Annotated in this window: 28 protein-coding genes; 11 read left to right on the top strand and 17 right to left on the bottom strand. The window is 34.3% G+C overall.

Features of this window, described 5'->3' with window-relative positions; genetic code table 11:
• The first annotated feature begins 12 nt into the window (after positions 1-12).
• Positions 13-597, top strand: a complete 585-nt coding sequence (locus INR76_RS05115; protein ID WP_223109581.1) for a DNA-3-methyladenine glycosylase I — start codon at positions 13-15, stop codon at positions 595-597.
• Here INR76_RS05115 and INR76_RS05110 read toward each other — a convergent pair.
• From INR76_RS05110 to INR76_RS05085, 6 genes are all read right to left on the bottom strand, one after another.
• Positions 594-947, bottom strand: coding sequence for a hypothetical protein (locus tag INR76_RS05110; protein ID WP_223109580.1), 354 nt, complete (start codon positions 945-947; stop codon positions 594-596). The two genes, INR76_RS05115 and INR76_RS05110, sit on opposite strands and share 4 nt — an antisense overlap.
• Positions 948-1,114: 167 nt before the next feature.
• Complete coding sequence (locus INR76_RS05105; RefSeq protein WP_223109579.1) at positions 1,115-2,854, bottom strand: agmatine deiminase family protein; 1,740 nt, start codon at positions 2,852-2,854, stop codon at positions 1,115-1,117.
• Positions 2,855-2,917: 63 nt separating this feature from the next.
• A complete protein-coding gene (gene aat / locus INR76_RS05100; protein ID WP_223109578.1) occupies positions 2,918-3,559 on the bottom strand; it encodes a leucyl/phenylalanyl-tRNA--protein transferase in 642 nt (213 codons plus the stop codon).
• A 21-nt stretch (positions 3,560-3,580) separates the two neighbouring features.
• Positions 3,581-4,963, bottom strand: a complete 1,383-nt coding sequence (locus INR76_RS05095) for a short-chain fatty acid transporter (RefSeq protein ID WP_223109577.1) — start codon at positions 4,961-4,963, stop codon at positions 3,581-3,583.
• Positions 4,964-5,035: 72 nt separating this feature from the next.
• Positions 5,036-5,410 carry a DUF3127 domain-containing protein gene (locus INR76_RS05090; protein ID WP_223109969.1) on the bottom strand — a complete coding sequence of 125 codons (375 nt, stop codon included), beginning with the start codon at positions 5,408-5,410 and terminating at the stop codon, positions 5,036-5,038.
• A 23-nt stretch (positions 5,411-5,433) separates the two neighbouring features.
• Positions 5,434-6,327: a flavin reductase family protein gene (locus INR76_RS05085; protein WP_223109576.1), complete on the bottom strand. Its 894-nt coding sequence runs from the start codon at positions 6,325-6,327 to the stop codon at positions 5,434-5,436.
• A 132-nt stretch (positions 6,328-6,459) separates the two neighbouring features.
• Here INR76_RS05085 and INR76_RS05080 point away from each other — a divergent pair, with 132 nt between their 5' ends.
• Positions 6,460-7,614: a HAMP domain-containing sensor histidine kinase gene (locus INR76_RS05080; protein WP_223109575.1), complete on the top strand. Its 1,155-nt coding sequence runs from the start codon at positions 6,460-6,462 to the stop codon at positions 7,612-7,614.
• Between the two features lies 1 nt (position 7,615).
• Positions 7,616-7,963, top strand: coding sequence for a hypothetical protein (locus INR76_RS05075; protein ID WP_223109574.1), 348 nt, complete (start codon positions 7,616-7,618; stop codon positions 7,961-7,963).
• On the opposite strand, the gene INR76_RS05070 is transcribed toward INR76_RS05075, so the two are convergent.
• Complete coding sequence (locus INR76_RS05070) at positions 7,960-8,352, bottom strand: HIT family protein (protein ID WP_223109573.1); 393 nt, start codon at positions 8,350-8,352, stop codon at positions 7,960-7,962. The two genes, INR76_RS05075 and INR76_RS05070, sit on opposite strands and share 4 nt — an antisense overlap.
• 3 nt (positions 8,353-8,355) lie before the next feature.
• Positions 8,356-8,832, bottom strand: a complete 477-nt coding sequence (greA, locus tag INR76_RS05065; protein ID WP_223109572.1) for a transcription elongation factor GreA — start codon at positions 8,830-8,832, stop codon at positions 8,356-8,358.
• A 187-nt stretch (positions 8,833-9,019) separates the two neighbouring features.
• Here greA and INR76_RS05060 point away from each other — a divergent pair, with 187 nt between their 5' ends.
• Positions 9,020-9,451, top strand: a complete 432-nt coding sequence (locus INR76_RS05060; RefSeq protein WP_223109571.1) for a hypothetical protein — start codon at positions 9,020-9,022, stop codon at positions 9,449-9,451.
• A 42-nt stretch (positions 9,452-9,493) separates the two neighbouring features.
• Here the strand turns inward: INR76_RS05060 and INR76_RS05055 are convergent, their stop codons facing one another.
• Complete coding sequence (locus tag INR76_RS05055) at positions 9,494-11,668, bottom strand: TonB-dependent receptor (protein WP_223109570.1); 2,175 nt, start codon at positions 11,666-11,668, stop codon at positions 9,494-9,496.
• A 360-nt stretch (positions 11,669-12,028) separates the two neighbouring features.
• Between INR76_RS05055 and INR76_RS05050 the strand changes: the two genes are divergently transcribed.
• Positions 12,029-14,464 (top strand): ATP-binding protein, encoded by a 2,436-nt coding sequence (locus INR76_RS05050; RefSeq protein ID WP_223109569.1) that lies wholly within the window; start codon positions 12,029-12,031, stop codon positions 14,462-14,464.
• Here INR76_RS05050 and INR76_RS05045 read toward each other — a convergent pair.
• From INR76_RS05045 to INR76_RS05010, 8 genes are all read right to left on the bottom strand, one after another.
• The gene (locus INR76_RS05045; protein WP_223109568.1) at positions 14,461-15,846 is read right to left on the bottom strand and encodes a sigma-54 dependent transcriptional regulator; all 1,386 of its coding nucleotides are present in this window, start codon (positions 15,844-15,846) and stop codon (positions 14,461-14,463) included. The two genes, INR76_RS05050 and INR76_RS05045, sit on opposite strands and share 4 nt — an antisense overlap.
• A gap of 126 nt (positions 15,847-15,972) precedes the next feature.
• Positions 15,973-16,314 (bottom strand): hypothetical protein, encoded by a 342-nt coding sequence (locus tag INR76_RS05040; RefSeq protein WP_223109567.1) that lies wholly within the window; start codon positions 16,312-16,314, stop codon positions 15,973-15,975.
• A 307-nt stretch (positions 16,315-16,621) separates the two neighbouring features.
• A complete protein-coding gene (locus INR76_RS05035) occupies positions 16,622-16,948 on the bottom strand; it encodes a hypothetical protein (protein ID WP_223109566.1) in 327 nt (108 codons plus the stop codon).
• Positions 16,949-17,142: 194 nt separating this feature from the next.
• Positions 17,143-17,547 (bottom strand): alternative ribosome rescue aminoacyl-tRNA hydrolase ArfB, encoded by a 405-nt coding sequence (arfB, locus tag INR76_RS05030; protein WP_223109565.1) that lies wholly within the window; start codon positions 17,545-17,547, stop codon positions 17,143-17,145.
• 5 nt (positions 17,548-17,552) lie between these two features.
• Positions 17,553-19,082, bottom strand: coding sequence for a DUF4301 family protein (locus INR76_RS05025; protein ID WP_223109564.1), 1,530 nt, complete (start codon positions 19,080-19,082; stop codon positions 17,553-17,555).
• A 3-nt stretch (positions 19,083-19,085) separates the two neighbouring features.
• A complete protein-coding gene (locus tag INR76_RS05020) occupies positions 19,086-19,658 on the bottom strand; it encodes an AAA family ATPase (protein ID WP_223109563.1) in 573 nt (190 codons plus the stop codon).
• Positions 19,610-20,251 (bottom strand): nicotinamide riboside transporter PnuC, encoded by a 642-nt coding sequence (gene pnuC / locus INR76_RS05015; protein WP_223109562.1) that lies wholly within the window; start codon positions 20,249-20,251, stop codon positions 19,610-19,612. The genes INR76_RS05020 and pnuC overlap by 49 nt, the downstream gene beginning before the upstream one ends.
• On the bottom strand, positions 20,235-20,495 hold the full coding sequence (locus INR76_RS05010; protein ID WP_223109561.1) for a thiamine-binding protein: 261 nt from the start codon (positions 20,493-20,495) through the stop codon (positions 20,235-20,237). Before INR76_RS05010 ends, pnuC begins: the two co-directional genes overlap by 17 nt.
• A gap of 132 nt (positions 20,496-20,627) precedes the next feature.
• Here INR76_RS05010 and INR76_RS05005 point away from each other — a divergent pair, with 132 nt between their 5' ends.
• From INR76_RS05005 to INR76_RS04980, 6 genes are all read left to right on the top strand, one after another.
• Positions 20,628-22,409 carry a tetratricopeptide repeat protein gene (locus tag INR76_RS05005; protein ID WP_223109560.1) on the top strand — a complete coding sequence of 594 codons (1,782 nt, stop codon included), beginning with the start codon at positions 20,628-20,630 and terminating at the stop codon, positions 22,407-22,409.
• Between the two features lie 17 nt (positions 22,410-22,426).
• Complete coding sequence (locus INR76_RS05000; RefSeq protein ID WP_223109559.1) at positions 22,427-22,735, top strand: DUF4286 family protein; 309 nt, start codon at positions 22,427-22,429, stop codon at positions 22,733-22,735.
• 289 nt (positions 22,736-23,024) lie between these two features.
• Positions 23,025-23,819: a 16S rRNA (adenine(1518)-N(6)/adenine(1519)-N(6))-dimethyltransferase RsmA gene (rsmA, locus tag INR76_RS04995; protein ID WP_223109558.1), complete on the top strand. Its 795-nt coding sequence runs from the start codon at positions 23,025-23,027 to the stop codon at positions 23,817-23,819.
• Positions 23,797-25,149, top strand: coding sequence for a magnesium transporter (gene mgtE / locus INR76_RS04990; protein WP_223109557.1), 1,353 nt, complete (start codon positions 23,797-23,799; stop codon positions 25,147-25,149). The genes rsmA and mgtE overlap by 23 nt, the downstream gene beginning before the upstream one ends.
• Positions 25,146-25,538, top strand: a complete 393-nt coding sequence (locus INR76_RS04985) for a thioesterase family protein (protein WP_255592860.1) — start codon at positions 25,146-25,148, stop codon at positions 25,536-25,538. The genes mgtE and INR76_RS04985 overlap by 4 nt, the downstream gene beginning before the upstream one ends.
• A 9-nt stretch (positions 25,539-25,547) precedes the next feature.
• The gene (locus INR76_RS04980) at positions 25,548-26,486 is read left to right on the top strand and encodes a 2-hydroxyacid dehydrogenase (protein ID WP_223109556.1); all 939 of its coding nucleotides are present in this window, start codon (positions 25,548-25,550) and stop codon (positions 26,484-26,486) included.
• Positions 26,487-26,492 lie beyond the last annotated feature (6 nt).

Raw genomic sequence — 26,492 nt, 5'->3', positions numbered from 1 at the left:
ATACCTATCATTATGACCAAACAACGTTGCGCTTGGTGTGGAGACGATCCTTTATATATTGCATATCACGATACAGAATGGGGAGTTCCGGTGTATGATGACCAAACACTTTTTGAGTTTTTATTACTAGAAACTTTTCAAGCGGGATTGAGTTGGATCACCATTTTACGAAAGCGAGAAAATTTCAGAGAAGCTTTTGACGGTTTTGATTACAAAAAGATAGCACAGTACAACCAAAATAAAATTGATTCATTACTTACCAATACAGGTATTATAAGAAATAAACTGAAAGTAAAATCTGCAGTGAGTAATGCACAGTCTTTTATGAAAGTGCAAGAAGAATTTGGAAGTTTCAGTACGTATATTTGGGGTTTTGTAGATGGAAAACCTATTCAAAATGAATTAAAATCACTTAAAAATGTTCCTGCTAATACGCCTCTAAGCGATACTATAAGCAAAGATTTAAAAAAACGCGGATTCAAGTTTGTAGGCTCAACCGTTGTATACGCTCATATGCAAGCTACCGGTATGGTAAACGATCACGTAACTTCATGTTTTAGACACAAGGAAATAAAAAAAGAGGTTCAAAAAAATTAATCGGTCCCAGAATATGAAATATATCTGTTCTCAGGACTGTAAATATTCAAAGCCTTTAGAGTTTGTTTGTATCTAAATTTTAAAGTAGCATCTGTAGGTTTTTCTTCAGCAAAAAGCTTCTCAAACCATTTTTTTGCATCCTTATAATTGCTCTTGAAGTAATGAGCGTTGGCTAATTTTTTATAAATAAAAGGAGTACCATATCCTTCTTTTACAACTTGTTCATAGACTTTTACAACATCAACATCTTTATTGACATTAATTGTTTGTGCTGAAGTACTGCTTTGTGCTTGTAGTGTAAAAAAACCACAAAATAATAACAGAAACAGCAGTAGGGAAATACGTTTCATAAGTTGGGGTGTAAGAAATTACTTCGTCAAATATGCTAATTAACTGATTAAAAAGCAAATATATTCGACAAAATACAAGGTTTGTTATATTACTATCTATCATAAAACAAAAACCATCACATAATATTGTGATGGTTTTTAAAAAGTTTTATAAAAGTTTGAAAAGCTTAAAGCTTGAGAACTTTTTTATTTACTTGGCCAAATTTTCCTTTAAAAGTAACAAATAGAGTTCCTTTCCAATCTGGGTTTAGTTTCAAATTGATAACACCATTTGCATTGGTAATGGTTCTAGTATATAATTGTTGACCCAAAATAGTATATACAGAAAGCTCTACCGGTCCCTCAATTGCATTAAGATTAAAGTTAACTTCGTCTGTTGCCGGATTGGGGTAAGCAGAAGAAATATTATTTGCAGCCCATTCTTCTGTAGACAATGTTGATGTATCAATTGTCCAGTATCCTTCGGGAGCAACAATAGGTCTATTAATTGTTTTACCAGAGTTGGCTTCTGCGTGAATGTAATATTCCACATCAACATCTTCTGAAGGAAGCGTTAAGTTTGTAGTCCAATTGTCATCTCCTGCAAAGCTCATAGGTATTTCAGAATATTCGGTAGCTCCAACTTCTCGCCAAAACACATCTGCAGTATTAATACCTGAATTATGTTTTATCATGGCATTAATCTCAACGGTACTTCCAGAGCCTGCTTCTTCTATAGGATTGTGTACTATCCATAAAGGATTTTCAACTCCAATTGTATGCGTTATGCAATGAATGGCTCCAGATAATGATATTAAATTTTCTCCCGAGTTGTCTACATCAATGCCTACAATGTTATAACCGGGCATTAATTCTTCTAAATAATCTAAGGCAGGTTGGTCTACTTCTGGTCTATAGGTTGGAACCAAAATAGTTTTATTGACAAAAATCATATTGCTATAGGTGCAATAATCACCTCCTCCATCTGGGTAACGTCCTGTCTTATCTGCCGGTGCCGGGATCCATTTTATATCATACGGTGTTCCAAAAGGTGTTTGAAAGTTGTTTAATACATACTCAATATTTTGTTGTATTTGAGGACCATCTGCAACTCCATCAGGGTATTCACTTACCAAAATAGTCTCTTCATCGAGAAGCTTCATATGCATATCTATATGATGAATGCCATCATGGGGAAGCGTTTCCATTTTTATATAATTATCTATCCCCATGTATTGCTGCATAATAGCGTCTATTTCTGCTTCAGTTTTTGAACTCACTCCATACGGATTTCCGGGAGCATTTTCATCTAGTATTAATTCTGAAGCAAACGCATTTCCCATACCATCACTCATAAAATTACCTCCGGTATTCACTAAGTCGTTAGTTCCTGAAGTAGTTGTATAAATAGGCAACCCTAATAAATTTGCGTGAGCCGTGGGAATTTCATCATCATTTGGTCGTGGACGGTTGTAAATCCAGTCTGTGAGAGCACGTTCACCCACATCATTACTATAAATTGTATTGCCACCATAATCCCTAATCCAAATACTATCAAAAGGCTCATTTAAAAAGATTACGTTGGTTAAATCTACACCTTCAGATTGTAAAAATGCTTCTACAGAAGTTTGGTTTGTAGTGGTAATTATCACTTTACATTCTAAAACACTTGCGTCAACAATTTGAGCTAATATATTTTCAAAGCTAGGATTCCAACTTACAACTAAGTATTCAACTTCTTCCCACTCTGCTGCTGCTCTCACTGTAGAACTTGGTGGTGGAGTTATTCTATTACCTTTAAATTGATAATTTGATATTAATTCCTTCTCAGTTTTGGTTAATCCTTTTGGTAAAAGATTTTCTTGTGAAAACCCAAACTGAAATGAAAATAGTGTCAAGAATAGTAGCGTAAGGAATTGTTTTTTCATAGTCGTGATTTAGGCTTACGAAGATAGTTTATTTACTAGAAAGAGAGAAAAATACATAATTGTTTAACAATTAAGGTGTTGCAAAAACTGTTGCCTTGAAATTTCTTCAGCACCTAAACTTTCCATATGTTTTGAATACACCTGGCAATCTATCAATCTATATCGTTTCTTTTTTAAAAGCTGTACCAAATGATAAAAACCTACTTTTGAAGCATCACTAACTTTGGTAAACATGCTTTCGCCACAAAATACCTTTCTTTGTGGCAAATCAATACCGTACAATCCGCCTACCAGTTGTTTATCCTGCCAAACTTCTACTGAAATAGCAACACCTTGTTTATGTAAGTTTATATAAGCATTTTTCATATCTGAAGTAATCCAAGTGCCTTGCTGACCATCTCTTTTAATTTTTGCACAATTGCTTATAACATCGGCAAAAGAAGTATTAAATGTTATTGTAAATTTTTCTGAAAGAATTGTTTTTCTGAAACTTTTGGAAACCTTTAATTTTTCAGGAAATAAAACCATTCTCGGGTTTGGACTCCACCATAAAATAGGTTGCCCTTCAGAATACCAAGGGAAAACACCTGAAGCATACGCCAATACCAATCGTTCTGTAGATAGGTCGCCCCCTACAGCCAGCAATCCATCTTCCTCTGCGTCAGACACAGGCGGAAACCATAGTTTTTCAGTTAAAAAATGCATCTACTTTAATTTCAGAATAAATTACCAAATAAGCAACCCTGAGATATAAATAACCATTGCTGCCAGCATCATTAGTAACGTATAGGGTAAAATTTCTCGTGCTTTTAAGCGTGTAATAGCCAACAAAGGCAATGCCCAGAATGGTTGTAGCATATTTGTGATTTGATCACCATAGGCCAAAGCCATAATCATTTTGGGTAAAGGAACACCTAGCTTTAGGGCAGATTCTACAACAATAGGACCTTGCACAGCCCATTGACCACCGCCACTGGGTACAAATATATTCACCACTCCGGCACTAAAAAACGTAAAAATAGGAAGGGTAGTTGTTGTAGCTATTGATGCAAAAAAGTCTGATATTAACACAATCATACCACTGTCCCGCATAATACCCATAATACCAAAATATAACGGAAATTGTATTAAAATACCCGAAGCGTCTGATATGGCTTCACCCAATGCTTTTAAAAAATTGGAGAACGTTCCGTGTAAAATTAACCCCAATCCTAACATAAAAAAGTTTAACAAGTTTGGACTAATTGCTAAGCTTTTAATAGCATCAAAATATTGATAAAAAAGGGTAATCATTATTAATATTCCAAAGCCTATTCCTATTAGTTTTGAATGATTGATTTTTTCGGCACCTTTTAGATTTTTAGGGTTTTCAATAGTTTCTTCTTGATAAACAGGAAGTGTAACAAAATCACTTTTTGTGCTTTTACCTACAAAATATAACACCAACGGAATCACAAGTAAAAGAATACCAAACAGCACCAAGTTATAACTACTGAAAACGGTATCTTGAAATGTAATTAATTCTGGCAGTTTACTTGCTAAGTGTGGATTTCCTACGCCGGTCATTAAACTACTTAAATGACCCGCTTCTGAAACTTTTAATGGTGCAGAGCCGCTTATACCACCGTGCCATACCATCAAACCTACATAACCAGCTGCACCAATAAGCGGATAATTAATTTTGAAATTTCTGGCTTGGGCGGCTTCGGCAACTTTACGAGCCATAATTGCTCCAAAAATGAGACCCAAACCCCAATTAAAAAAAGAAACCAACATAGTGCTTATACAAACCAACAAAACTGCATTTGAAGTATTGCTAACCAAGTTTGTGAGTTTGGTAATAAGCCTATTCATCGGTTTGCTTAAAACCAATATATGACCCAAAACTAAAATTAACATCATTTGGTACCCAAATACAAGAAGAGCATTATTCCAAACACCGTTTTCCCAATAGGAAAGTATGGTCAAAAAGTGAGATTCGTTGTTGCTTGGAGCTTCGGTTAAAAAAAAAGCCAAAAGCATGGTTAGTATCGTTAAAATAACCGCAATGGCAAATGGAGAAGGCAAAAACCGCTTAAAGATATTTTCTATGGTTTGAGTCACATTCATAGCTCAAAAATAGAAAAAAGCCTGAATTAAATTTAATTCAGGCTTTCAATTAGCTTTTATAAAAAAGATTGATTAAAACGGCAAATCATCGTGATCATCTTCATTTAAATCATTTACCGGCTCAAAAGCATCTTCCGGAGGCATTGGCGGCATATCTTGTGACACAGATTGTTCTAGGCTTTCTATGCGCCATCCATTTAATGAATTGAAATATTTGGTTTCACCTTGTGGATTGGTCCACTCACGACCTCTAAGGTTGATGCTTACTTTTACGTTTTGTCCTACCTTAAACTTATCCAGTAAATCTGTTTTATCTTGAATAAACTCTATTAATATATGTTGTGGGTATTGTTCTTCGGTAGTTACTACCATTTCTCGCTTTCTAAAACCATTGTTACCGTAGGTTTTAGTCTCGTCAATCATCTTAATTTTTCCTTGTACTTCCATCATTGTTATTTATAATATATTCTTTACTCTTTTTCTGAAACTGAACGTGCTAGTAATAAATTCCACGCATCATCAATTTGTGCTTCGCAAAGTAATTCTTGCGCTCTGGTATGAATTTCTTCTGAAGAACCTGAAGCGATTAAATATTGCTCGGTTTCTGAAGCATTTTCAATATAGGTTTTTAGTTGTTTTTTTGTAGGTAGGCTTTCTACATTACCCAACATTCCTAAATCGTTTCCGGTTAAAATTTTACTCTTACGTATAGGTTCTGGCAACGCATCTACACCTATCCCCATAGTTCGTAAGGGTTTGGGCACTTCAAACATCCCTACTTTTGAACGACTATACCAGTTACCTCCCATACGAGCTACGGTATCAATTTTTGCCGGGTCTATAGCTCCTTTATTATCAAGAATGTCTTCATTTACATGAACTTTAACCACTTCACAAATTACCAAATTACCGGCGCCTCCTTCTTGTCCGGTTTCTATAACTTGTTTTACCTTGCATTCAAATTGTACTGGAGATTCTGCTACTCGCGGTGGTTTTACAACGTCAGATTTTAATTCAGTAAAACCTGCTTTTATAAATTCATTTACACCTTTTTCATATTCAGTTGAAGATAAACTCATTTGTTGTACCATAGCGTGGTTTACAATGTTTATCACAACTTCTTTAGTTTCTTGAATATTTTCAAGTGTGTGTTTTGTTGTATTATCACGTACTCTGCGAGCCGGTGAAAAAATCATTGTTGGTGGGTTGGCACCAAATACATTAAAAAAACTGTAGGGTGATAAATTTACATTTCCGTCTTTATCTACCGTACTTGCAAAGCAAATAGGACGCGGAGCTACGGCGCCTACCAAATAACCGTGCAGTTTTTTTGTGGTAATTTCTTGTGGATCAATACTCATCATAATGTACAAATGTACCCAAACTTAAAAGTTTGTAAAAATTTGATTGTACAATAATATTAACATATTTGCTTTATATTTAAATCTTACTTCTTCTTATAATACAAGAAGATTAAACTGCTATATATTTTTTCTATGTTGAATAAAACAGCTTTCTCTCGTTGGTTTTTTATAAGTGCTTCAATCATAATTATAAGTCTCATTTTATGGAACACGTTTGCTTTTTTTAATCAATTAAAAGATGATGAACGTAATAAAATGAAAGTTTGGGCAGCTGCTCAAGAGGAATTACAAAAATTAAACACTACAGAAGATAATTCAGTAAGTGAAACAGCTACTGTGGTGATTCAAAGCAACAATACTACTCCTATGATTAGCTACAGCCATGAGGCCGATAGTTATAACGAAAGAAATATTCCCGAAAGCCAAGTAAACACAGACGAAAAAAGACAAAAACTTATAAAGCAATTCAGCTCAGAATACAAACCCATTGAAATCTATTATGAAGATCAATTGCTACAAACCATATACTATGGTAACTCACCTCTAATTAATAAATTGAAGTATTATCCCATAGTATTAATACTTGTAATCCTGCTCATTTTCTTGGCTCTATACTTATTTTATCAAACATCAAAATCTGCTGAACAGAATAGATTATGGGCTGGTATGGCCAAAGAAACAGCCCACCAAATTGGCACGCCATTGTCATCATTGGTAGGTTGGACTGAAATTTTAAAAGCCGAACAGGTGAATCAAGAATACATTACTGAAATAGAAAAAGACATTGATAGGTTGCGCACCATTACTGAACGATTTTCAAAAATTGGTTCGGTGCCAAAACTAGAAGCAAAAGATCTAGTTGCCGAGACAGAAGCATCATTTGATTATTTAAAAAGAAGAAGTTCAAAATTAATTCAATTTGAATTACACACCCCAGAAGAAACAGTACCTGTTATGCTTAACTCGCAACTTTTTGGATGGACCATAGAAAATCTGGTGAAAAACGGTATTGATGCTATGAAAGGAAAAGGAACAATAACTATCTCAATTGAAAAAAGCACCAAAAAAGCCTACTTGAGAATTACTGATTCCGGAAAAGGAATACCTAAAAGCAAACACAAAAAAGTGTTTATTCCAGGCTATACTACCAAGAAAAGAGGTTGGGGTCTTGGGCTTTCTTTGGCAAAACGTATAATAGAAACATACCATAACGGAAAAATACACGTTTTAAACAGCGCACCCGCAAAGGGAACAACGATGGAAATTGTATTACGCTTACAAAATTAGTATGATTACAAAACATATTTTACACCAAGCTCGTTTACATAATAACTGCCCAGAATGCTATGATACAGAAGGACTAGAATTCACTTTTACACAAGAAGAAAAGCATAGTAAATTTTATAACCAAGCGAGTAAAAATATTGATGAAAAGTTATATTGTCATACTTGCAAAAACACAATATACCCTGTAACTTGGACAGATGATATTGAGCGTGTATATCAATATCACAAAAAACAAGTTCACCCAAAATCAACTGTTAAACAGTTAAAATCAGTATCCTACATTTTTATTTTGGCAGGTATTGTAGCCCTTGCAGCAATTGTTTCTTTAATTTGGAATATAAATGCTTAATCAAGCTTTTTGTGAATTTCAGCAGCTAGGTTTTTAAACTCATCCTCGCTCATTTCTATTTTTTTTGAAAAATCCATGTCACTCATACCGTTAAGAGGAATTAAATGTACATGAACGTGCGGAACTTCAAGACCTATAACGGCCATGCCAACTCTGTTACAAGGCACTGTTTTTTCAAGTGCTTTTGCTACGCGTCTTGAAAACTGCATTAATTGAAGGTACATATGTTCACCTAAGTCAAAAATTTTATCTACTTCTTCTTTAGGCACACACAGCGTATGTCCTTTTGCATTAGGATTTACGTCTAGAAACGCAATAAAGTTGTCATCCTCTGCTATTTTATAGCTAGGAATCTCACCTTCAATGATTTTTGTGAATATCGTTGCCATATCTTAATCTCTTGTAATTTCAAGCACTTCAAATTTCATCGTTCCGTTTGGGACGCTAATTTCGGCTGTTTCGCCTACTTTTTTACCTAAAAGACCTTTACCAATAGGTGAGTCTACAGATATTTTTCCGCTTTTTAAATCGGCTTCACTTTGAGCGACAAGTTTATATTGCATTTGTGCTCCAGTTGATTGGTTTTTTATTTTCACATTTGAATGCACCAACACTTTTGAAGTATCCAATTGTGATTCGTCAATAATACGAGCGTTTGCCACAACTTCTTCAAGTTTTGAGATACGCATTTCTAGCATTCCTTGAGCTTCTTTTGCTGCATCATATTCAGCATTTTCGCTTAAATCTCCTTTATCGCGGGCTTCAGCAATAGCTTGTGAAGCTTTTGGGCGTTCAACATCTTTTAATTGATTAAGCTCGTCTCTCAATTTTTTTAATCCTTCTGCAGTGTAATAAGATACTTTACTCATAACTTCATCGTTTGTGTAATGAAACACGTTGTTATTTTACTTCATATAGGTACACCAACTCAAAGTTGGCATTTGGTTATTAAACACAAAAAATCCCGTGCGTTTGACGGGATCTGTTATAACAAATATACTAAAAAATAACTTGTTGTATAAAATATTGTAATTTCGCATCAGAAAAATGTACGCTATGAAAAAAATTGCATTTCTATTACTGTTATTTACCGTGATAGCCTGTAAAAGTGACGATGAGAGACTGGACAACAACCCTTATTTGACCTCTCCTTTTGTAAACTTAAATTTAAACTTAAACTTACCTCAGTACAGCTCGTTAAAGCTTCCTGGTAATTCAGTAATAATTACTCGTCAAGGAATTAAAGGTATTGTGATTTATAATGAAAACAATAGTATTTATCACGCTTTTGAATTAAGCGACCCTAACCATCCTCCTAACGATTGTTCTCTTATGGAAGTTGATGGAATTGAAGCTACGTGCCCTTGTGAAACAGATAATAATAAATATAATATTATAACAGGGCAAAACATTATAGATCCTAGCTTATACCCTATGCAACGTTATAGAGCTGAACGTGTTGGGGACAACGTAAGAGTTTCTAATTAAATAAAAGCCTGTTTTTGATGAAAAACAGGCTTTTTTAATGATTTACAACTTAATTGTTGCGCCTAATAGAAAGTTGGTTTTTGCTTGCGGATAGTATCCAGCTCCTTCAAATGTAGTGGTGTTGCCTTGGTTATCAACATCATCAAAGGTGAAAAAATATCCATTTGACACATATTCTACATTAAAAATATTATTTATCAATCCGGTAAATACTATTTCATTTACAAACGGAACGTTTTCCCAACGATATACAATATTGAAGTTATTAATAAAATAGCTATCAAGTTTTGAAACCTCACTATCAATATTTCCCATATATTGTTCGCCTACATATTTTGATAATAAAGCAACTTGAAAGTTTCTCGTTGGCCTATACTCTAGCATATTACCTGCCACTATATCTGGTGAAAAAGAAATATTGGTTTTACCTAAGTTGACCAATTCACCATCTTGAGATGCTACAAAATCAACATTTTTATTTGAACTCAAAGCAATATTAGGTCTTATGCTTACTTTCTCAGTTAGTATTACATTGGCATCTATTTCTAGTCCCAAACGGTAACTTTCACCACTTGTAGTACGTAACGGAGCGCCTACATCATTAAGCTCACCAGAAAGCACCAATTGATCTTTATAATCCATATAAAACAGATTGGTGTTTACTTGAGCTTTTTCTGAAGCAAAGCGCCATCCTAACTCAAAATCATCTAACTTTTCAGCAGTGGTAATGTTCTCTTCAAAGTCGTTTCTGGTGGGTTCGCGTTGGGCTCTTCCGTAGGAGGCATAAAATTGATTTGACTCGTTTAACTGAAACGAAACACCTGCTTTGGGATTGAAAAAACTATAGGTTTCATCTACATCTATAGGCACTACGTCTGATGTGATTCCGTCGGTTTTATAACTTATAAAACGTCCTTGTAAATCACCAAACACCTGCCATTGATCGTTAAAGCGATAGGTAGCTTTTGCAAATGTGGTAAATTCATTTTTTGTGGCATCACTAAAATAGTATCTGTCGCGTATTTCAGAATCACTTGCATACCGAGCCCAAATTACCTCACCGTAATGATCGCCTTTATAGGTGCTAAAAAATGCTCCTGCAGAAATATTAAGCGCCTCATCTTTGTAGTTTATATTGGCATTTACAGCATAAAAATCGTTATCCAACCAACGACGGCGTATTAAGTCTGTAGTATTAACAGTCTCACCACCTATCTCAATAGGAGCAAAACCGTAGGTATCAAAATCTTCATCTTCTTTGTATTGCTCAAAGTACCCTCTTCCGTAGGTGTAATTTAATGCAACATTGCTACTCCAGTTATTGTTGTAACGTTGATTCCAAAATATTTGATAGTGATCTTGTGCATAATTATCTACTTCGTTGTCATAAAATTGAGTGTTTCCGTCTTCATCGGTGTACATCCCTGAAGGGTTAAACGTTCTGTCGTTTTCTAAAGTTTCAGCATCAATACCGTTCCAAGCTTGATAGGTTTCTTCTTGCCCTCCAAAGGTCAATACTTTTACAAGTGTGTTTCTGTCTTTATAAGCTCCTTGTAAGAAATAGGACTTTAAGTCTGAACGAGCTCTATCTATATATCCATCAGATTCTATTTTTGACAATCGTCCGGCAATTTCTACTCGATCTTTCATTAATCCGGTACTGAATTTCACATTGTGTTTTCGGGTATTAAATGAACCGAATGAATTTGAAATTTCGCCATATGCTTCTTCTGAAACCTCATCGGTCAAAATATTCAAACTAGCTCCAAATGCCCCGGAACCGTTACTAGAGGTGCCAACTCCTCTCTGTAATTGTAAATTTTGAATGGAAGAAGCAAAATCTGGTAAATTTACCCAAAAGGTTCCTTGACTTTCAGAGTCGTTATATGGAATACCATTTAATGTAACATTCACTCGAGAAGCATCACTACCTCTTACTCGAATGTACGTGTAGCCAACACCGGCACCGGCATCACTGGTGGTTACTACAGACGGTAAATAGTTAAGTAAATACGGAACGTCTTGTCCTAGGTTTCTGGTTTCAATTTCTTTTTCATCCAGGTTTGAGTGTGTAATTGGCGAATCTGCGTCTACACGAACTGCTTGAATAAAAACTTCTTCCAAGCTTTCAACTTTTGTTGAATCTTGTTCTGTTTCTTGTGCAATGGCTGCAATGGTTGTTGTTAATAAAGCAGCCGAAATAAATAACGATTTCATTCGTAAATAAAATTTAATTACGAATAAAAGGGGCCATTATTCTCGGTTAATAAATAGTAAATAAAATCCGATAAAAGAATCTCTTTTATAGGCTACAACGATTTGTTGTTCTTTTCCTAAACAGCATTACCTGTTCTAGGTTCTATGGGTATAATCTCAGCTTTATAAATTACGTTGTTGAGTTATGAAGTATTATTCTTGTAAAGTGTTCTTCAAAATTCATAAATCGTAATTTTTTCAGCACCCCTTTGAGATGTGCCGCAAAAGTAGCAAACAGTTTCACATTGAAAAAACCTTCAAGCATCTTTTTTATCATATCCTTAATATCTTGGCATTGATAGACTGCGTACATTTGAAAATATGGCAAAAACGAAAAACAGATTTACGTTTAAAATCATCTTGAGTTATCTGGTATTGGGTGCTTTGGCGGTAGTTGTTGGGTATTTTATTTATTCAGAATATAAAAACTACTTAAGCAACCCGGTTAAAAAAACTGAAGAGAAAAAGGTTTTTGCCACAGGATCACTCATTAATCTGGTGTATGAAGCTGATAGTTTTTCACGTTTGGCACTGCTTACTCAAAAAGAGGAAGATTATAAAAACTACATTACGTTAAGTGATTCTTTATTTGAAAAAATTGAAAGTATAAAAAATCTTACCACAGATGAAAATCAAAAAGCACAACTAGATAGTGTTAGGGAGTTACTTACTGATAAGAAAAAAAACATAGAGCAACTTCGTATTTTAAAATTGACCAACAGCAGGGATAACTCATTGGATGATATTTTGGCAGAGTTTAAGAAGCTTGACAACTCTATGGGAAAATTAACCCTAGATAACTTTGTTGAAAACCCTTCGGCATTAACCCCAAAAGAACGATCCTTCTGGAACTCATACATAGAGATTATAAACCAAACCAATGATGTAGACACTACAAAAGTACAAGCACGCATGGTAGACTCCATGCTCGCACAGTCTCGTTATTTGGTCGCCGAAGCAAAGCGAGAGGATTCTCGTTCTAGGCTTGCCCTACAAAAAAAAGAGAATGAACTCATACGCAACGATTTAACTCTTTCGTCTCAATTGAGACGTATAATCACAGATTTTGAAGCAGAAAACATACGCTCAAACAATCTTGAAAAAGCCAATAAAGAAGCAACTGTTAAACGTACGGTTACCATTTTACAAGGCGCAGCAGTTGTAGGATTTGTTATTATTTTATTGTTTACATATTTCATTTTAAGTGACTTTTTTAGAGCAGAACGTTTTAAAAAATCTCTTGAAAATGCAAAACAATATGCCGAAGACCTTCTCAAAAGCCGTGAGCAATTAATTGCAACCGTAAGCCATGATCTTAAAACACCTTTAAACACCATTGTGGGGTATACCGGGCTTATGGAAAACACCTCACTTACCGAAAAACAAAACCATTACGTGCGTCAAATACATTCTGGATCTGAATATGTTTCAAAATTGGTAAACGACTTGTTAGACTTTTCAAAGCTTGAAGCCGGTAAATTACAAATAGAATCTCTTCCTTTTTCATTACAAAACTTGTTGCATCAAACGGCAAAAACATATGAAGATATGTATTCTGAAAAACCTGTAAACCTTTTACTTACCATAGATCCGGCTTTACAAAATTCGGTTTTTGAAAGTGACCCGCTTCGTATTCAACAAATTTTAAACAACCTATTAGGAAACGCTTTTAAGTTTACCGAAAAAGGATCTATTGAATTGAAAGCTACCCAAAGGAAAGAAGGTGAAAATAGCATAGATCTCACTCTCGAGGTAATTGATACCGGAATAGGAATTTCAGAAGAAAAACAACAACTCATTTTTAAGGAATTTACACAAGCTGAAAGTGATACGTCCAAAAAATTTGGCGGTTACGGTCTTGGCCTTGCTATTTCAAAAAAATTGGCCAATCTGCTAGAAGGTGATTTAACCGTAAAAAGCAATCTCAATGAAGGAAGTACATTTACTTTACAAATTCCGTTAAAAAAATCTGATAGAACATTGCGCACTACCCAAGCCGCTTCAAAAGTAATTTCTAAAGAATTGGAAGTTATAATTTTTGATGATGATCCTGCTATGCGAGCCATGCTTTCAGAAATATTTGAGCAGATGAATATTAATGCGCACACTTTTGAAGAATTTACAGCTTTTAAAAACAAACAGAATCTTGATTTTGATTTTGTATTAACCGATATTCAAATGCCAAAAACAAGTGGTTTTGAGGTTCTGCAGTCGTTTCAAAATAATGAAATAAAAACTTATACCAATCAACCTATTATCGCGATGACCGGGAGCCGCGAACACACCAAAAAAACCTACATCAATAAAGGTTTTACCGAAGTGTTGCAAAAACCTTTTACCAAAAATGATTTGTTACACGTTTTAGAACAGTTATTTCCTGAAAATTTTTCAAATGTTGCACCTACAGATTTAAAAAATTCAGATAATGAAAGTGAATTTTATAATCTTTCACTACTGAAATCATTTTTGGAAACAGACGCTGCACTTCAAGAAATTTTGAATGTTTTTTATGCCGAAACTGAAAAAGACATGCACGAATTAAAATCGTGTATTGACAGAGAAAATCTTGAAGGCATTAATCAAACTGCACATAAAATGCTTACTATGTGTAGACAAATTGAAGCTAAAAGAGTTATTCCTTTACTTGAAGAACTTGAAAATATAACCGAATTAAACAGCAGTCAAATTCAAGCAATATATGCTCAATTAAATACTGAAATTACTGCCTTAATAACAGCACTTCAGCAAGATAATTAAAGTTCAATATTGTACAATTCAATTTTATTGTAAAGTGTTTTTCGTGTAATATTTAAGAGTTTGGCAGCTCTCGATTTATTATTTCCGGTTTCTTTTAAGGCGTTTAAAATAAGTTGTTTTTCGTTACTTTCTTTTGAAAAGTCAACAGTGGTTTTTTTACTTTCTGAAGCGGTTATTACTTCTCGAGGGATTACATCTAATGGAATGGTTTCACCCTGTGTTAATAAAACAGATCGCTTAATGATGTTTTTCAATTCACGTAGATTTCCTGGCCAGCTGTATTGTTTAAAAGCTGTTTCTACTTCTTTGGAAAGCCCCATTACATTTTTGTTTAATGAGGTATTGGCCTGTTCAAGGAAAAATTCGGTAAATAAAAATAAATCTTCACTGCGCTCACTCAACGAAGGAATATGAATAGAAAATTCATTTAATCGATGATACAAATCTTCTCTAAAGCGTCCTTCTTCTACAGCTTTGGTTAAATCTTCATTGGTTGCCGAAATAATACGTACATCAACGTAAATTTCTTTATTACTGCCTACCGGTTTTATTTTTCGTTCTTGAAGCGCTCTTAATAATTGAACTTGATTTTCATAAGATAAGTTACCTACCTCATCTAGAAATAATGTTCCTGTGTGTGCCGCTTCAAAGTGACCTTTTTTATCATTTACAGCTCCGGTAAAGCTTCCTTTTACGTGCCCAAAAAACTCGCTAGAAGCAATCTCTTTGGGTATGGCACCACAATCTACAGCTACAAAAGGTTTTTTACTTCGGTTGCTAACGTTATGAATAGTATTTGCTGCAACTTCTTTACCGGTGCCGCTTTCTCCTTGTATAAGCACACACATATCTGTAGGACCTACCAACTTCAAGTATTGATTAAATTTTTTTGAAGCTTCGCTAATTCCTGTTACAAAATTGGTTTCTGAAACAGAAATGGGTTTTTCTTCTTTCTTTTCTGAAATAGTATTTTTTTGAGAACTTGATGGTGATGTTTCTTCAGAAGATGCTGCGTTTTCTGAAGTTTCAGCAGCTTGTTCAATAATCATTAATAACTCTTCTGGACGAAATGGCTTTGAAATATAATCTAACGCGCCTTTTTTAATGGCTTCTACAGCTGTATTAACTTCGGCGTAGCTTGTCATTAAAATTACTCGAGTTTTGGGATATGCATTTTTTACATGTTCTAGAAGCGTCATTCCGCTATCATCCGGAAGTTTTAAATCTGTAATTAATAAGTCAAAATCTTCTTCTTCAAGTTTTTCTTTACCTTCATTACTATTGCTGGTAGTAGTTACAGAAAAATTTCTGCGCTCAAGAAAAGTGGCAAGCATTTTTCCGAAGGCTATATCATCTTCAACGATAAGAATTTTGTGTGTCATGCTTAGAATATCTCTACACAAAAATAAGGTGTATGAGAGGAGCAAACTTTTAAAGTTATCATAAAAAAAGGATGCCTAAAATAGACATCCTTTCCCCCAAATATTGAATCTACTAATTCAATAAACTTACTTCATCTTCTTTTTAGTTTCTAACCATTGTCCTTCACTATTTGCATATACGGTTTTCTTTTGACCGTCTGCAGTACTTATTACTAGTTTGTACTGGTTTTTTGCGTTTTTATATGCTTTTGCTACGGTAGCACCTTTAAAATCTTTATCTAATGAAGCTACAATAGCCTTAGGAAGTTCAGAAGCTTTGATTTCTTTAAAATCTTGTACAGGTGCTTGTTTTGCTTCAACAGATTGTTTTACTTCTGCATTATCAGCTTGAGCGATTGCTGTACTTTGAGCATTTACTGCTGTTAATGATCCTATTGCGATTGCGGTTGCAAAAAATAACTTTTTCATAATTCTAAGTTTTATTGTTATTATTTCATTTCTAAATTCACTTAGTATAGTGAAAAAGTAATGCCAGAGGTTCTTACTATTTTTAAAAACACACATAACACTCTGGTATATTGCGTTTTGTGGGGTTTCAGTAAAAAAAATTTTGCTTTGTTGGGGTGTGTAAAAGCTGTGTACTTGTGTGTAAAATTCACACAAATTCGTTTATTATTAAGTGTTATGACTATTAAAGTGATACAAGATTAATCTCTACCATAAAAAAAGGGATGCCAAATGGCATCCCAGAAGTATTGAATCTAACTACTGCAGCTTACTGCTTCTTTATCCACTCACCTTTGCTGTTTGCATAAACAGTTTTGCTTGCTTCTTCAGCTGTGGCAAGTACCACCTTGTATTCACCTTTTGCGTTTTTGTAAGCTTTTGATACAGTAGCTCCTTCAAATTCTTTCGCTACGGCTTCTAATACAGTTTTTGGTAATTCGGATGGTTTAATTTCCTTAAAATCTTGTGCAACAGCCTCTGCTTGTGCAGTTATTGTTGCTTCGTCAACAGATGCTTGAGCGATTGCAGCGTTTTGTGCGTTTACTGTTGTTAAGGTTCCTAATGCGATTGCGGTTGCAAAAATTAACTTTTTCATAGTATCAAATTTTAAATTTCTTATTTCAATTTTTATTTGACTTGTATAGTGAAAAAGTAATGCCAGTAGTAGTATTTATGAAATACAACAACCCAACTTTCTTATTATCAGTTATTTATGTTTTTATTGTTATATAAACGCCTGTATAACAAAGTGGTACACTTGTGTAATTACTATACAAAAATTGTGTAGTATTAATCTATTTTGGGTGGTTTTCTATTCGCTTTTTTTAAAGCGTTGTTCTTTTTAGCCTTTAATCGCTTTTCTATAGCTTTTTTGGGAGTTTTGGTCTTCTTCCTTTTCTTTACTGGCTTTAAAGCTTGTTTTAAAAGTTCTATTAACTTTTCAATTACAATAGCTTTATTGCGATGTTGACTTCTGCTTTCACTAGAATGAAGACTTAATATTCCTTCAGATGAGATTCTATTTGTAAGCTTTTTCAGAATACGGTCTTTTTCTGAAGTACTTAACGCCGCTGAATTGTTTACATCTAGACTTACCTCAACTTTGCTTGCAGTTTTATTAACGTGTTGCCCACCGGGTCCACTGCTACGCATTGCCTTAAATGTAAGTTCATTTAATAACAAGTCGGTTTTCATAATGACTAGCTATTTGGTTGATGTTCGGGCTCGAGTAGGTCGTTGACAGTTTTGACCGGGTTAAATGTAACTAAAGGCACTTCTACAAATATGGTGTTCCATCTTGCCATTGCACCATTCCAGAGTCCGGGTAATTCTAATGCTTTAAGTGGTTTCCCGTTTTGTGACTTTTGCGAAATAAAGCCTGTATTTGGGTCACAGTAATTTTTTAGGTTAAACTTTTCACCTTTAAAATTTCTTATTCCACAAACCAAATCAACCGGATTAAAATGTGTAGATTCTTGTAAAATGGATTGTTGATGCGTGTCTTCTTTATCAATTTGGGCACTTTCTACAATTTGCAAGGTAGTCTCACCATTATATGCTTTTACCCAAAATGGACCGCCACCGGGTGCTCCAGTATTTTTCACAACACCACAAACACGTATGGGTCTATTTAATTTTTTAAAAAGCGCGTCTTTAGTTTCAGGTAGGTTTTTGCAGTTAAGGTGATTCCATAAAAATGATTTTATTTCTTTTATTTCTTCTTCTGAAATAGTTTCTGCAGAAAGTTTTTCTAGATATGAAAACACTTTTTGTTGTACCCAAAGCAATTTACCGGCTAATAGTTTTTTATAATGAGCAACCTCTTCAACTTGCTCACGTATAATGACATTATCAATATTTTTAATAAATACAATGTCTGCGTTTACCTCATTTAGGTTTTCAAGCAAAGCTCCATGACCTGAAGGTCTAAAAATTAATTTCCCTTCTTCATTTCTGAAAGGCTTATTATTTTCATCTACTGCAATGGTGTCGGTTTCTTTTTTCTGAAAAGAATAAGAAATATGAAAATTGGTTTTGGTAAGCTTGGTTAACCTATTTTTTACTGCTTCAAACTCTTTTTTAAATTTTGATAAGTGCTTTTCTGAAAATGTAAAATGCAAATAGGCATTATCTTTTGCCGAAGCATAAAAAGCTGCTTCATAAAGTTGCTCTTCAAAGGCTGTGGTATAATATTTTTTATATTTATGAAAAGGAACCAGACCTTTTGGTAAATTTTTAAAATTAAGTCCGTCAGGCTCTAGCATGGCTTTTACAAAATATTGAGCTCTTTTTCCTTTTTTACTGGTTTTGTAATCTGGATAGATATCACGTATCGTTTTGCGTACATCGTTTACAAAAGCAAAACTTTTTAAATTTTTTAAAAACGTATCTACCGAAGCATATTTTCCCTTTTTCAAGAATTTGTTTAAGGATTCTTCTTCGGGATTGTAGTCTTCCAAAAATTGATATAAAAACTTAAACATTCTGGTAGCTGCTCCAGAAGCTGGGACAAATTTTACTAATTCTAATTGTTTTTTTTCTCGTTCAAATAATTGAATTAGTTTTTGTTGGTTTTCATCTGAAATTTGCTCTATACCATTTCCTATTGATGCTGCTGTCACAACATTTGAGTAGGGAATTCCTCTGGCAAAGGTTTCTAGTTGTTTTGCAACAACCTCTACCGATACGTTTAGGTCTTCTATTTGTTTTAAGTCGTGTTGTTGTAACATAATTTAGTGAGCACTAAGTTTTTGGATGGTTTGTATAGCAGTTTTCATTCGTTCTTCAACAGAGCCTTTTAAAATTGTATAGGGGATTTGCTTTTTGCGAAGCATTGCTTCAAAAATATAAAACATTTTTAATCTATCATTAGGACGATCACGCAACTTGTCTTCTTCCCAAGGTACATCTATATAGGTTAAAAAGTAATGATGGTATGAGTTTTTATCTGCAGCTTGTTTTATTTGGGTGGGACAGTATCCATTGTAATAATATTCTGAATAGACTTGTATCTCCAGTAAATTGGTGTCACAAAACAAATATGTATTTGCTTTTTTAACAGCTTTATTTTCTAAAGCTATTTGCCCTTTTGCAATAGGTATTAAATCGTCCTGGGTAATTGTTTTTTGTGATGTTTCCCATTTATCTTCTAGGTATTGACGCATATATTCTGGCACCCATTGTGTTTTGTATTTTTGAGCCAGTAGACGAGAAAGAGTTGTTTTTCCGGTAGATTCAGGACCGTAAAGCACAATTTTTATGCTATGACTCCCTTGTTCTGTGGATTGTTTAAGCGTTTTTTCCATGCGTAATATCCTGCAATTGATATAAATATAAACACAATATATAGTATACTGCTAATAGTGTATCCTTTATAAAAGTAAAGCGGTACACTTATTATATTCCCTATTAATAAATACAGCCAATTCTCAATCTTACGTTTTGCTAACAGCCACATTCCTACAAAGAAAAATGCAGTAGTAAGTGTATCTACATAAGCTGTCCAGCTGTTCCATCTATCAAAAATTTGATAAACGATATAAATAAAAAACAAAGTACTAATGAAAATTCCTGCTGAAACAATATGCTCTTTTCTTGTTGTTTTGCTAATTGGTGTATAGCGAGTTGGGGTAACTTTTCGGGTCCAAATGTACCATCCATAAATGCTCATGCTAAAATAGTATGCATTAATAATCATATCTCCTAGCAAACCCCATTGCCATAATAAATATACAAATATAGCGGTGCTAATTATCCCGGTGGGATATACCCAAATACTATTTTTCATGGAGTAAATCGATGAAATTAACCCCAGTAAAACAGCTGTAATTTCTAATATTATCTGGTGTGTTTCATACCCCTTATATTGTCCAAATAAAAACTCAAAAATGGGGTTCATAGTCGCTTCGGTCAGATTTTACAATTTTAATGTACAACAAACCTCTTTCTACTGCCTCAAGAGCTGTTTTCATTTCTTTATTGAGAAGGTTCATAACAGTATCATAATCGCCATACACTTGAGTGCTTAATGGATTTTCTTTTACAGTTAACCCCGAGTTACGAAGGCTTGTAATAAAATTAATAATAGCCGGTTCATAATCATCTTGAATGGGTGTAAGTGTCAATTCTACTGAAATATTCATAGTGCTATAGCTTTGTAGTCAAAGGTACAGATATTAAGGAGTTATTGACAATCACGCTGCAATATATTATTGATCTATAACTGGCGTTATTTTTGTACTGGTAGTACCATAACATTTCAGTATCTTTAGCCCATGCGCATACTTAGTACATTCTTTTTTTTAATAACCTTTTCATTAGCCTCTGCACAAAGTGAAGCATTGGCCAAAAATTATTTTGAGCAAGGAGAGTTTGAGAAAGCACGTTCTATTTATGAGAAATTATTTGAAAGAACGCCCAATAGAATTGACTTTTTTATTGCACTAGTTGAAGTAAATCAACAATTAGAAGATTTTAAAGCTTCAGAAAAGTTATTAAAAGAGAAACTTAACGACCGTCTCAAAAGACCTCAGCTATATGTTGAGTTAGGCTATAATTATGCCTTACAACAGCAAGATAGCCTTGCCGCGATTAATTATAATAAAGCAATAGATTTTACTGTTGAAAACCCCAACTATTCTTACACAGTAGGTAAAGCATTTACAAAATATAGTCTGCTAGAATATGCCATCACAACCTATGAAAAAGCGATGGAAAATGACCCCAATAAGGATTATAACATTCAATTGGCACAAATTTACGGGGAACAAGGGAAGCTAGAAGAAATGTTCTCTCGTTATGTTGATTTGATTGAAAAAAACCCTTCTTTTAAAGCCAGCGCTAAGCGTAATTTCAGCAGTTTTGTGAAAGAAGACCCTTCAACCGAAGCTAATTCTATTCTTCGGAAAGTATTACTTCAAAAACTTCAAAGCAATCCAGATGTTGTTTATAATGATTTATTAAGTTGGTTGTTTATTCAGCAAAAAGAATTTAAAAAAGCTTTTACACAAGAAAAAGCTATTTATAAACGTACGGGTGAAGACCTAAGTGGTATTGCAAATCTCGCTATAGTATCTATTGCCGAAGAAGATTATGAAACAGCAAAAGAGGTGGTGAACTTTATAATAGAAAACTCCTATACACCCGAAGCTAAACTTCAAGGACATCAATATTTAATGAAGATTGCCTTACAAACAGCTTCAGAAAAGGAGTACCCAACTATTGAAAAGAAGTTTCAATCTATTTTGGCAGAATTTGGTACTGGTCCAAAAACGTATGCTTTACAAATAGATTATAATCATTTTTTGGCATTTAACGCTGAAAAAAAGGAAGAAGCCATCTCAAATTTAAAAAGCTTACTATCAAACAATGTGTCTGCATATCAAGAAGCTAGAATAAAAATGGAACTGGCAGATATTCTAGTGTTTGATGAACGTTTTAACGAAGCGTTAATCTATTATTCTCAAATTCAGAAAAAGGTAAAAAGTGATGTTTTGGCACAAGAAGCAAGGTTTAAAGTTGCAAAAACCAGCTATTATAAAGGAGATTTTGAGTGGGCTCAAATTCAACTAGACGTGCTTCGCAAATCAGCTTCACAACTTATAGCCAATGATGCCATGGAGCTTAGTTTAATGATACGAGACAACTCTTTGGAAGATTCTACTCAAATTGCCTTAAAAAAATATGCCCGAGCAGATTTGTTGGCGCTTCAAAATAAGGACCAACAAGCCATTGAACAATTAGATGATATACTCACCAATCATAAAGGCGAAAAAATAGAAGATGAAGCGTTATTAAAACAAGCCGAATTATTTGAAAAAACAGACCAATTGCAAAAGGCAGAATCTAATTATGCAAAGTTAATCGAGTTATACCCTGATGAAATTTTAGCCGACAATGCTTACTTTAAACTAGCAAAGCTGTATGAAGAAAAATTGGCAAAACCAGAGAAGGCAAAAGAACTGTACGAACAAATAATCTATAACTTTGCAGACAGCATTTACTTTGTAGAAGCTAGAAAACGTTTTAGAACCCTACGCGGTGATGCTATTAATTAAAAAACACTTATACCTTTATGTACATATATAATGTAACTATAAATATTGACGAAAGCATTCATGATGAGTGGCTTGACTGGATGAAATCAAAACACATCCCGGCAATGCTAGACACCGGGAAGTTTAAAAAAGCACTTATGACGCGTGTACAAGTTGAAGAAGAAATGGGCGGCATTACCTATTCGGTGCAATACCGCACAGAAAGCAAAGAGATGCTTCAGAAATATTATAAAGAAAATGCCGATACATTACGTGAACAAAGCAAACCTTTTGAGGGAAAGTTTGTAGCTTTTAGAACAGAGCTTGAAGTAATAAGTGAGCAATAAAAAAAGCCTAACAACCTAATGACTGTTAGACTTTTATAGATGTGCATGATGCTCACTCCTCAATAAGACCATTGCACTTTTTAACTCATTGAATGAGCAAGATAAAAGCAAAAACAGGTTTTTAAAGAATTTTCTTACGTGTTTTTGATATAATGTTCTATTTTTTCGATGAAATACCTAAAAAGCTGAATATCAACCTTTTTTTTTCAAAAGCTCTAAACTTATTTTTCTTTAAAAACTTCAGTATTTTATATATCAAGTCACAATTTTAATTGGCCATTAAACACTTATGAGTAAACCAGTACGCGCAAAAAAACATTTAGGGCAACATTTTTTACACGATGAAACCATCGCCAAAAAAATAAGCAACACCCTTACCTTAAACGGCTATAATCATGTATTGGAAATTGGCCCTGGGATGGGTGTACTCACCAAATACCTTATTCATAAAGAAATTGATGTACTAGCAATGGATCTAGACACAGAGTCTATAGCTTATTTGCAAGAAGAATATCCCGAAGACAACCTTCAAATTATAGAAGCAGATTTTTTAAAAACCGAATTAAACAATCTATTTAACAATAAGCCTTTTGCTATAATTGGTAATTTCCCTTATAATATTTCAACACAAATTGTATTTAAAACACTTGAGCACAGAAACAGCATTCCTGAATTTTCAGGTATGTTTCAAAAGGAAGTAGCCAAGCGTATTTGTGAAAAAGAAGGCAGTAAAACATATGGTATTCTTTCGGTACTCACCCAAGCCTTTTATGATGCAGAATATTTATTTACCGTAAAACCAGGAGTATTTAATCCACCCCCAAAGGTAGATAGTGGTGTGCTTAGGTTAATACGTAAAGATAACTTTTCACTTCCTTGTGATGAAGCATTATTCTTCAAAGTGGTTAAAACTAGCTTTCAACAACGTAGAAAAACGTTAAGAAACAGTTTAAAAACCTTCAATCTTTCCGAAAAACTGAAAGAAGATAGTATATTTGGCAAGCGTCCGGAGCAACTTTCGGTATCTCAATTTATTACGCTTACCCAAAAGATAGAAAACGATGCAATTTCAACTCACAAATGATTTTATAGAGCAAATTGAACAGCTCATTGCCAATAAAGACGGTAATGCACTGCGTCAATTACTAGAAGAGTTTCACTTTGCTGATATTGCTGAAATATTAGAAGAGTTAAGCTCAGATGAGGCTACCTACCTTATTAAATTACTTGAGAGTGATATTACTTCTGAAGCCTTAATTGAGTTAGACGAAGACATTCGTGAAAAAATATTAGAGCGCCTTTCTCCTAAAGAAATTGCAGCCGAACTTGAAGAGATGGACACCGATGATGCCGTGGATGTCATGGGTGAGCTTGACGAGGACATTCAAAAACAAGTAATTGGTGAGATTGAAGATTCGGAGCACGTTGCAGATATTGTTGAATTATTAAAATATGATGAAGATACTGCCGGCGCGTTAATGGCAAAAGAACTTGTTAAAGTAAAAGAAACTTGGACTGTTGCCGGGTGTGTACGAGAAATGCGTAGACAAGCAAAAAACGTAACTCGAGTTCATTCTATTTACGTTGTAAACAAACAAGGTAAATTAACCGGAAGGCTTTCTCTAAAAGACCTTTTAACAGCTAGTGAAAAAGCACACATAAGTGATGTGTTTATTCCAAAAGTAGATTATGTAACTGTGCATACCGAAAATGAAGAAGTGGCTAGAATCATGCAAAAATATGACCTTGAGGCCATTCCGGTAGTTAATGAAAATGGAATTTTAGTAGGACGTATTACTATTGATGATATTGTCGATTTTATAAAAGAAGAAGCCGAACGTGATTACCAAATGGCAGCAGGTATTTCTGAAGATGTTGAGGCAGATGATAGCATGAGAAAAATTATACGAGCGCGGTTACCTTGGCTTATTCTGGCATTGGCAGGAGGCTTTATAAGTGTTACCGTTTTAGGCACTTTTTCTGATGCAATTGCTGAGCACGCTGCTTTGTTCTTTTTTGTACCATTAATTGCCGCAATGGCAGGTAATGTAGGTGTGCAGTCTTCAGCAATAGTTATGCAGGGTTTGGCAAATAACAGCCTTAAAGATTCTTTATTAAAACGGCTTTTAAAAGAAGTTGTTCTTAGCCTTTTCAATGGTTTTGTTCTTTCAATTCTTTTAATTGTAGGCGGAACTTTTATTATGGGACTTAATTTTAAGTTTGGACTTACCATTGCTATTTCGCTTATATCAGTAATTATAAGCGCTTCATTAATAGGAACATTTGTGCCTATTATTTTAGACAAACGTGGCATTGATCCAGCTATGGCTACTGGTCCGTTTATAACTACCAGTAATGACATTCTGGGTATTTTAATCTATTTTACCATCGCAAAATTAATTCTAGGATTTTGAATACTGTTTTTTCAAATACCTTCACTGTCCCTGAAAACGCAATAGACGTAAATGGTCACGTAAATAATATTACCTATTTGCAGTGGTGTATTGATATTGCTGAAAAACATTGGTTTGCAAAAGCTCCAAAAGAATTTCACTCCACTTACTTCTGGGTAGTATTAAATCATTTTATTGAATATAAAAATCCGGCTTTTAAAGGTGAAAAATTACAGATTGAAACCTGGGTAACTTCTGCTGAAGGAGTAAAAAGCGAACGCCACTATAAGATTTTCAGAAAAAGTGATAACAAAGTGATGGTCAACGCAAAAACGCTTTGGTGCTTTGTTGAATTGAAATCACAAAAACCTACCCGCATTACCGAAGAAATTCGTAATTTGTTTATATAAAAAAAACAAATGAAAATCCTTCACTTAGATAACAATCATCCGCTTTTAATAAATCGGCTTGAGAGTGCCGGTTTTAGTAATGAAGAGGATTATATTTCTTCAAAAGAAAGTGTTGAAAAGAAGATAGAGAATTATGAAGGTATTGTTATAAGAAGTCGTTTTAAAATTGACAAGCAGTTTATTGACGCTGCAAAAAACTTAAAATTTATCGCTCGGGTTGGTGCCGGTCTAGAAAGTATTGACATTGACTACGCACAAAAAAAAGGAATTTACTTATTTGCGGCGCCTGAAGGAAATAGAAATGCCGTAGGAGAACACGCGTTGGGAATGTTATTGTCCCTTTTCAATAAACTAAATGTAGCAAACACCGAAGTAAAAAATGGACAGTGGAATCGCGAAGCAAACCGAGGCGTAGAACTAGACGGTAAAACAGTTGGCCTTATTGGTTATGGAAACATGGGAAAAGCCTTTGCAAAAAAATTACAGGGCTTTGACTGTACCGTTATGTGTTATGATATTAAGGATGATGTTGGTGATAAGTTTGCTACGCAAGTTTCGCTAAAAACATTACAAGAAATGGCAGATATTGTGAGTTTGCATACACCTTGGACTCCATTGACAGATAAAATGATTGACACTCAATTTATTTCAAGTTTCAGCAAACCCTTTTGGTTTATAAATACTGCTCGCGGAAAAAGTGTGGTTACAAAAGACTTGGTTTCGGCGTTACAAAATGGTTCTATTCTAGGTGCCGGGCTTGATGTTTTGGAGTATGAAAAATTATCTTTCGAGTCGCTATTTACTTCAGAAGAGATGCCAAAAGCTCTCCAACAATTACTACAAATGGACCAGGTACTTGTAACTCCGCATATTGCCGGATGGACCGTGGAGAGTAAAATAAAACTAGCTGAAACCATTGTAGAAAAAATACTCGAAAAATTTAAATAATAAATT

This window comes from Marixanthomonas sp. SCSIO 43207, from assembly GCF_019904255.1.
GTDB lineage: Bacteria > Bacteroidota > Bacteroidia > Flavobacteriales > Flavobacteriaceae > Marixanthomonas.
The sequence above is the reverse complement of the archived record's forward strand: the minus strand, read 5'-3'. Positions and strand labels throughout refer to the sequence as shown.

Coding starts and splice junctions, on each gene's coding strand:
- INR76_RS05115 (WP_223109581.1), top strand. CDS start 13: ATGACCAAACAACGTTGCGCTTGGTGTGGAGACGATCCTTTATATATT.
- INR76_RS05110 (WP_223109580.1), bottom strand. CDS start 947: ATGAAACGTATTTCCCTACTGCTGTTTCTGTTATTATTTTGTGGTTTT.
- INR76_RS05105 (WP_223109579.1), bottom strand. CDS start 2,854: ATGAAAAAACAATTCCTTACGCTACTATTCTTGACACTATTTTCATTT.
- aat (WP_223109578.1), bottom strand. CDS start 3,559: ATGCATTTTTTAACTGAAAAACTATGGTTTCCGCCTGTGTCTGACGCA.
- INR76_RS05095 (WP_223109577.1), bottom strand. CDS start 4,963: ATGAATGTGACTCAAACCATAGAAAATATCTTTAAGCGGTTTTTGCCT.
- INR76_RS05090 (WP_223109969.1), bottom strand. CDS start 5,410: ATGGAAGTACAAGGAAAAATTAAGATGATTGACGAGACTAAAACCTAC.
- INR76_RS05085 (WP_223109576.1), bottom strand. CDS start 6,327: ATGATGAGTATTGATCCACAAGAAATTACCACAAAAAAACTGCACGGT.
- INR76_RS05080 (WP_223109575.1), top strand. CDS start 6,460: ATGTTGAATAAAACAGCTTTCTCTCGTTGGTTTTTTATAAGTGCTTCA.
- INR76_RS05075 (WP_223109574.1), top strand. CDS start 7,616: ATGATTACAAAACATATTTTACACCAAGCTCGTTTACATAATAACTGC.
- INR76_RS05070 (WP_223109573.1), bottom strand. CDS start 8,352: ATGGCAACGATATTCACAAAAATCATTGAAGGTGAGATTCCTAGCTAT.
- greA (WP_223109572.1), bottom strand. CDS start 8,832: ATGAGTAAAGTATCTTATTACACTGCAGAAGGATTAAAAAAATTGAGA.
- INR76_RS05060 (WP_223109571.1), top strand. CDS start 9,020: ATGAAAAAAATTGCATTTCTATTACTGTTATTTACCGTGATAGCCTGT.
- INR76_RS05055 (WP_223109570.1), bottom strand. CDS start 11,668: ATGAAATCGTTATTTATTTCGGCTGCTTTATTAACAACAACCATTGCA.
- INR76_RS05050 (WP_223109569.1), top strand. CDS start 12,029: ATGGCAAAAACGAAAAACAGATTTACGTTTAAAATCATCTTGAGTTAT.
- INR76_RS05045 (WP_223109568.1), bottom strand. CDS start 15,846: ATGACACACAAAATTCTTATCGTTGAAGATGATATAGCCTTCGGAAAA.
- INR76_RS05040 (WP_223109567.1), bottom strand. CDS start 16,314: ATGAAAAAGTTATTTTTTGCAACCGCAATCGCAATAGGATCATTAACA.
- INR76_RS05035 (WP_223109566.1), bottom strand. CDS start 16,948: ATGAAAAAGTTAATTTTTGCAACCGCAATCGCATTAGGAACCTTAACA.
- arfB (WP_223109565.1), bottom strand. CDS start 17,547: ATGAAAACCGACTTGTTATTAAATGAACTTACATTTAAGGCAATGCGT.
- INR76_RS05025 (WP_223109564.1), bottom strand. CDS start 19,082: ATGTTACAACAACACGACTTAAAACAAATAGAAGACCTAAACGTATCG.
- INR76_RS05020 (WP_223109563.1), bottom strand. CDS start 19,658: ATGGAAAAAACGCTTAAACAATCCACAGAACAAGGGAGTCATAGCATA.
- pnuC (WP_223109562.1), bottom strand. CDS start 20,251: ATGAACCCCATTTTTGAGTTTTTATTTGGACAATATAAGGGGTATGAA.
- INR76_RS05010 (WP_223109561.1), bottom strand. CDS start 20,495: ATGAATATTTCAGTAGAATTGACACTTACACCCATTCAAGATGATTAT.
- INR76_RS05005 (WP_223109560.1), top strand. CDS start 20,628: ATGCGCATACTTAGTACATTCTTTTTTTTAATAACCTTTTCATTAGCC.
- INR76_RS05000 (WP_223109559.1), top strand. CDS start 22,427: ATGTACATATATAATGTAACTATAAATATTGACGAAAGCATTCATGAT.
- rsmA (WP_223109558.1), top strand. CDS start 23,025: ATGAGTAAACCAGTACGCGCAAAAAAACATTTAGGGCAACATTTTTTA.
- mgtE (WP_223109557.1), top strand. CDS start 23,797: ATGCAATTTCAACTCACAAATGATTTTATAGAGCAAATTGAACAGCTC.
- INR76_RS04980 (WP_223109556.1), top strand. CDS start 25,548: ATGAAAATCCTTCACTTAGATAACAATCATCCGCTTTTAATAAATCGG.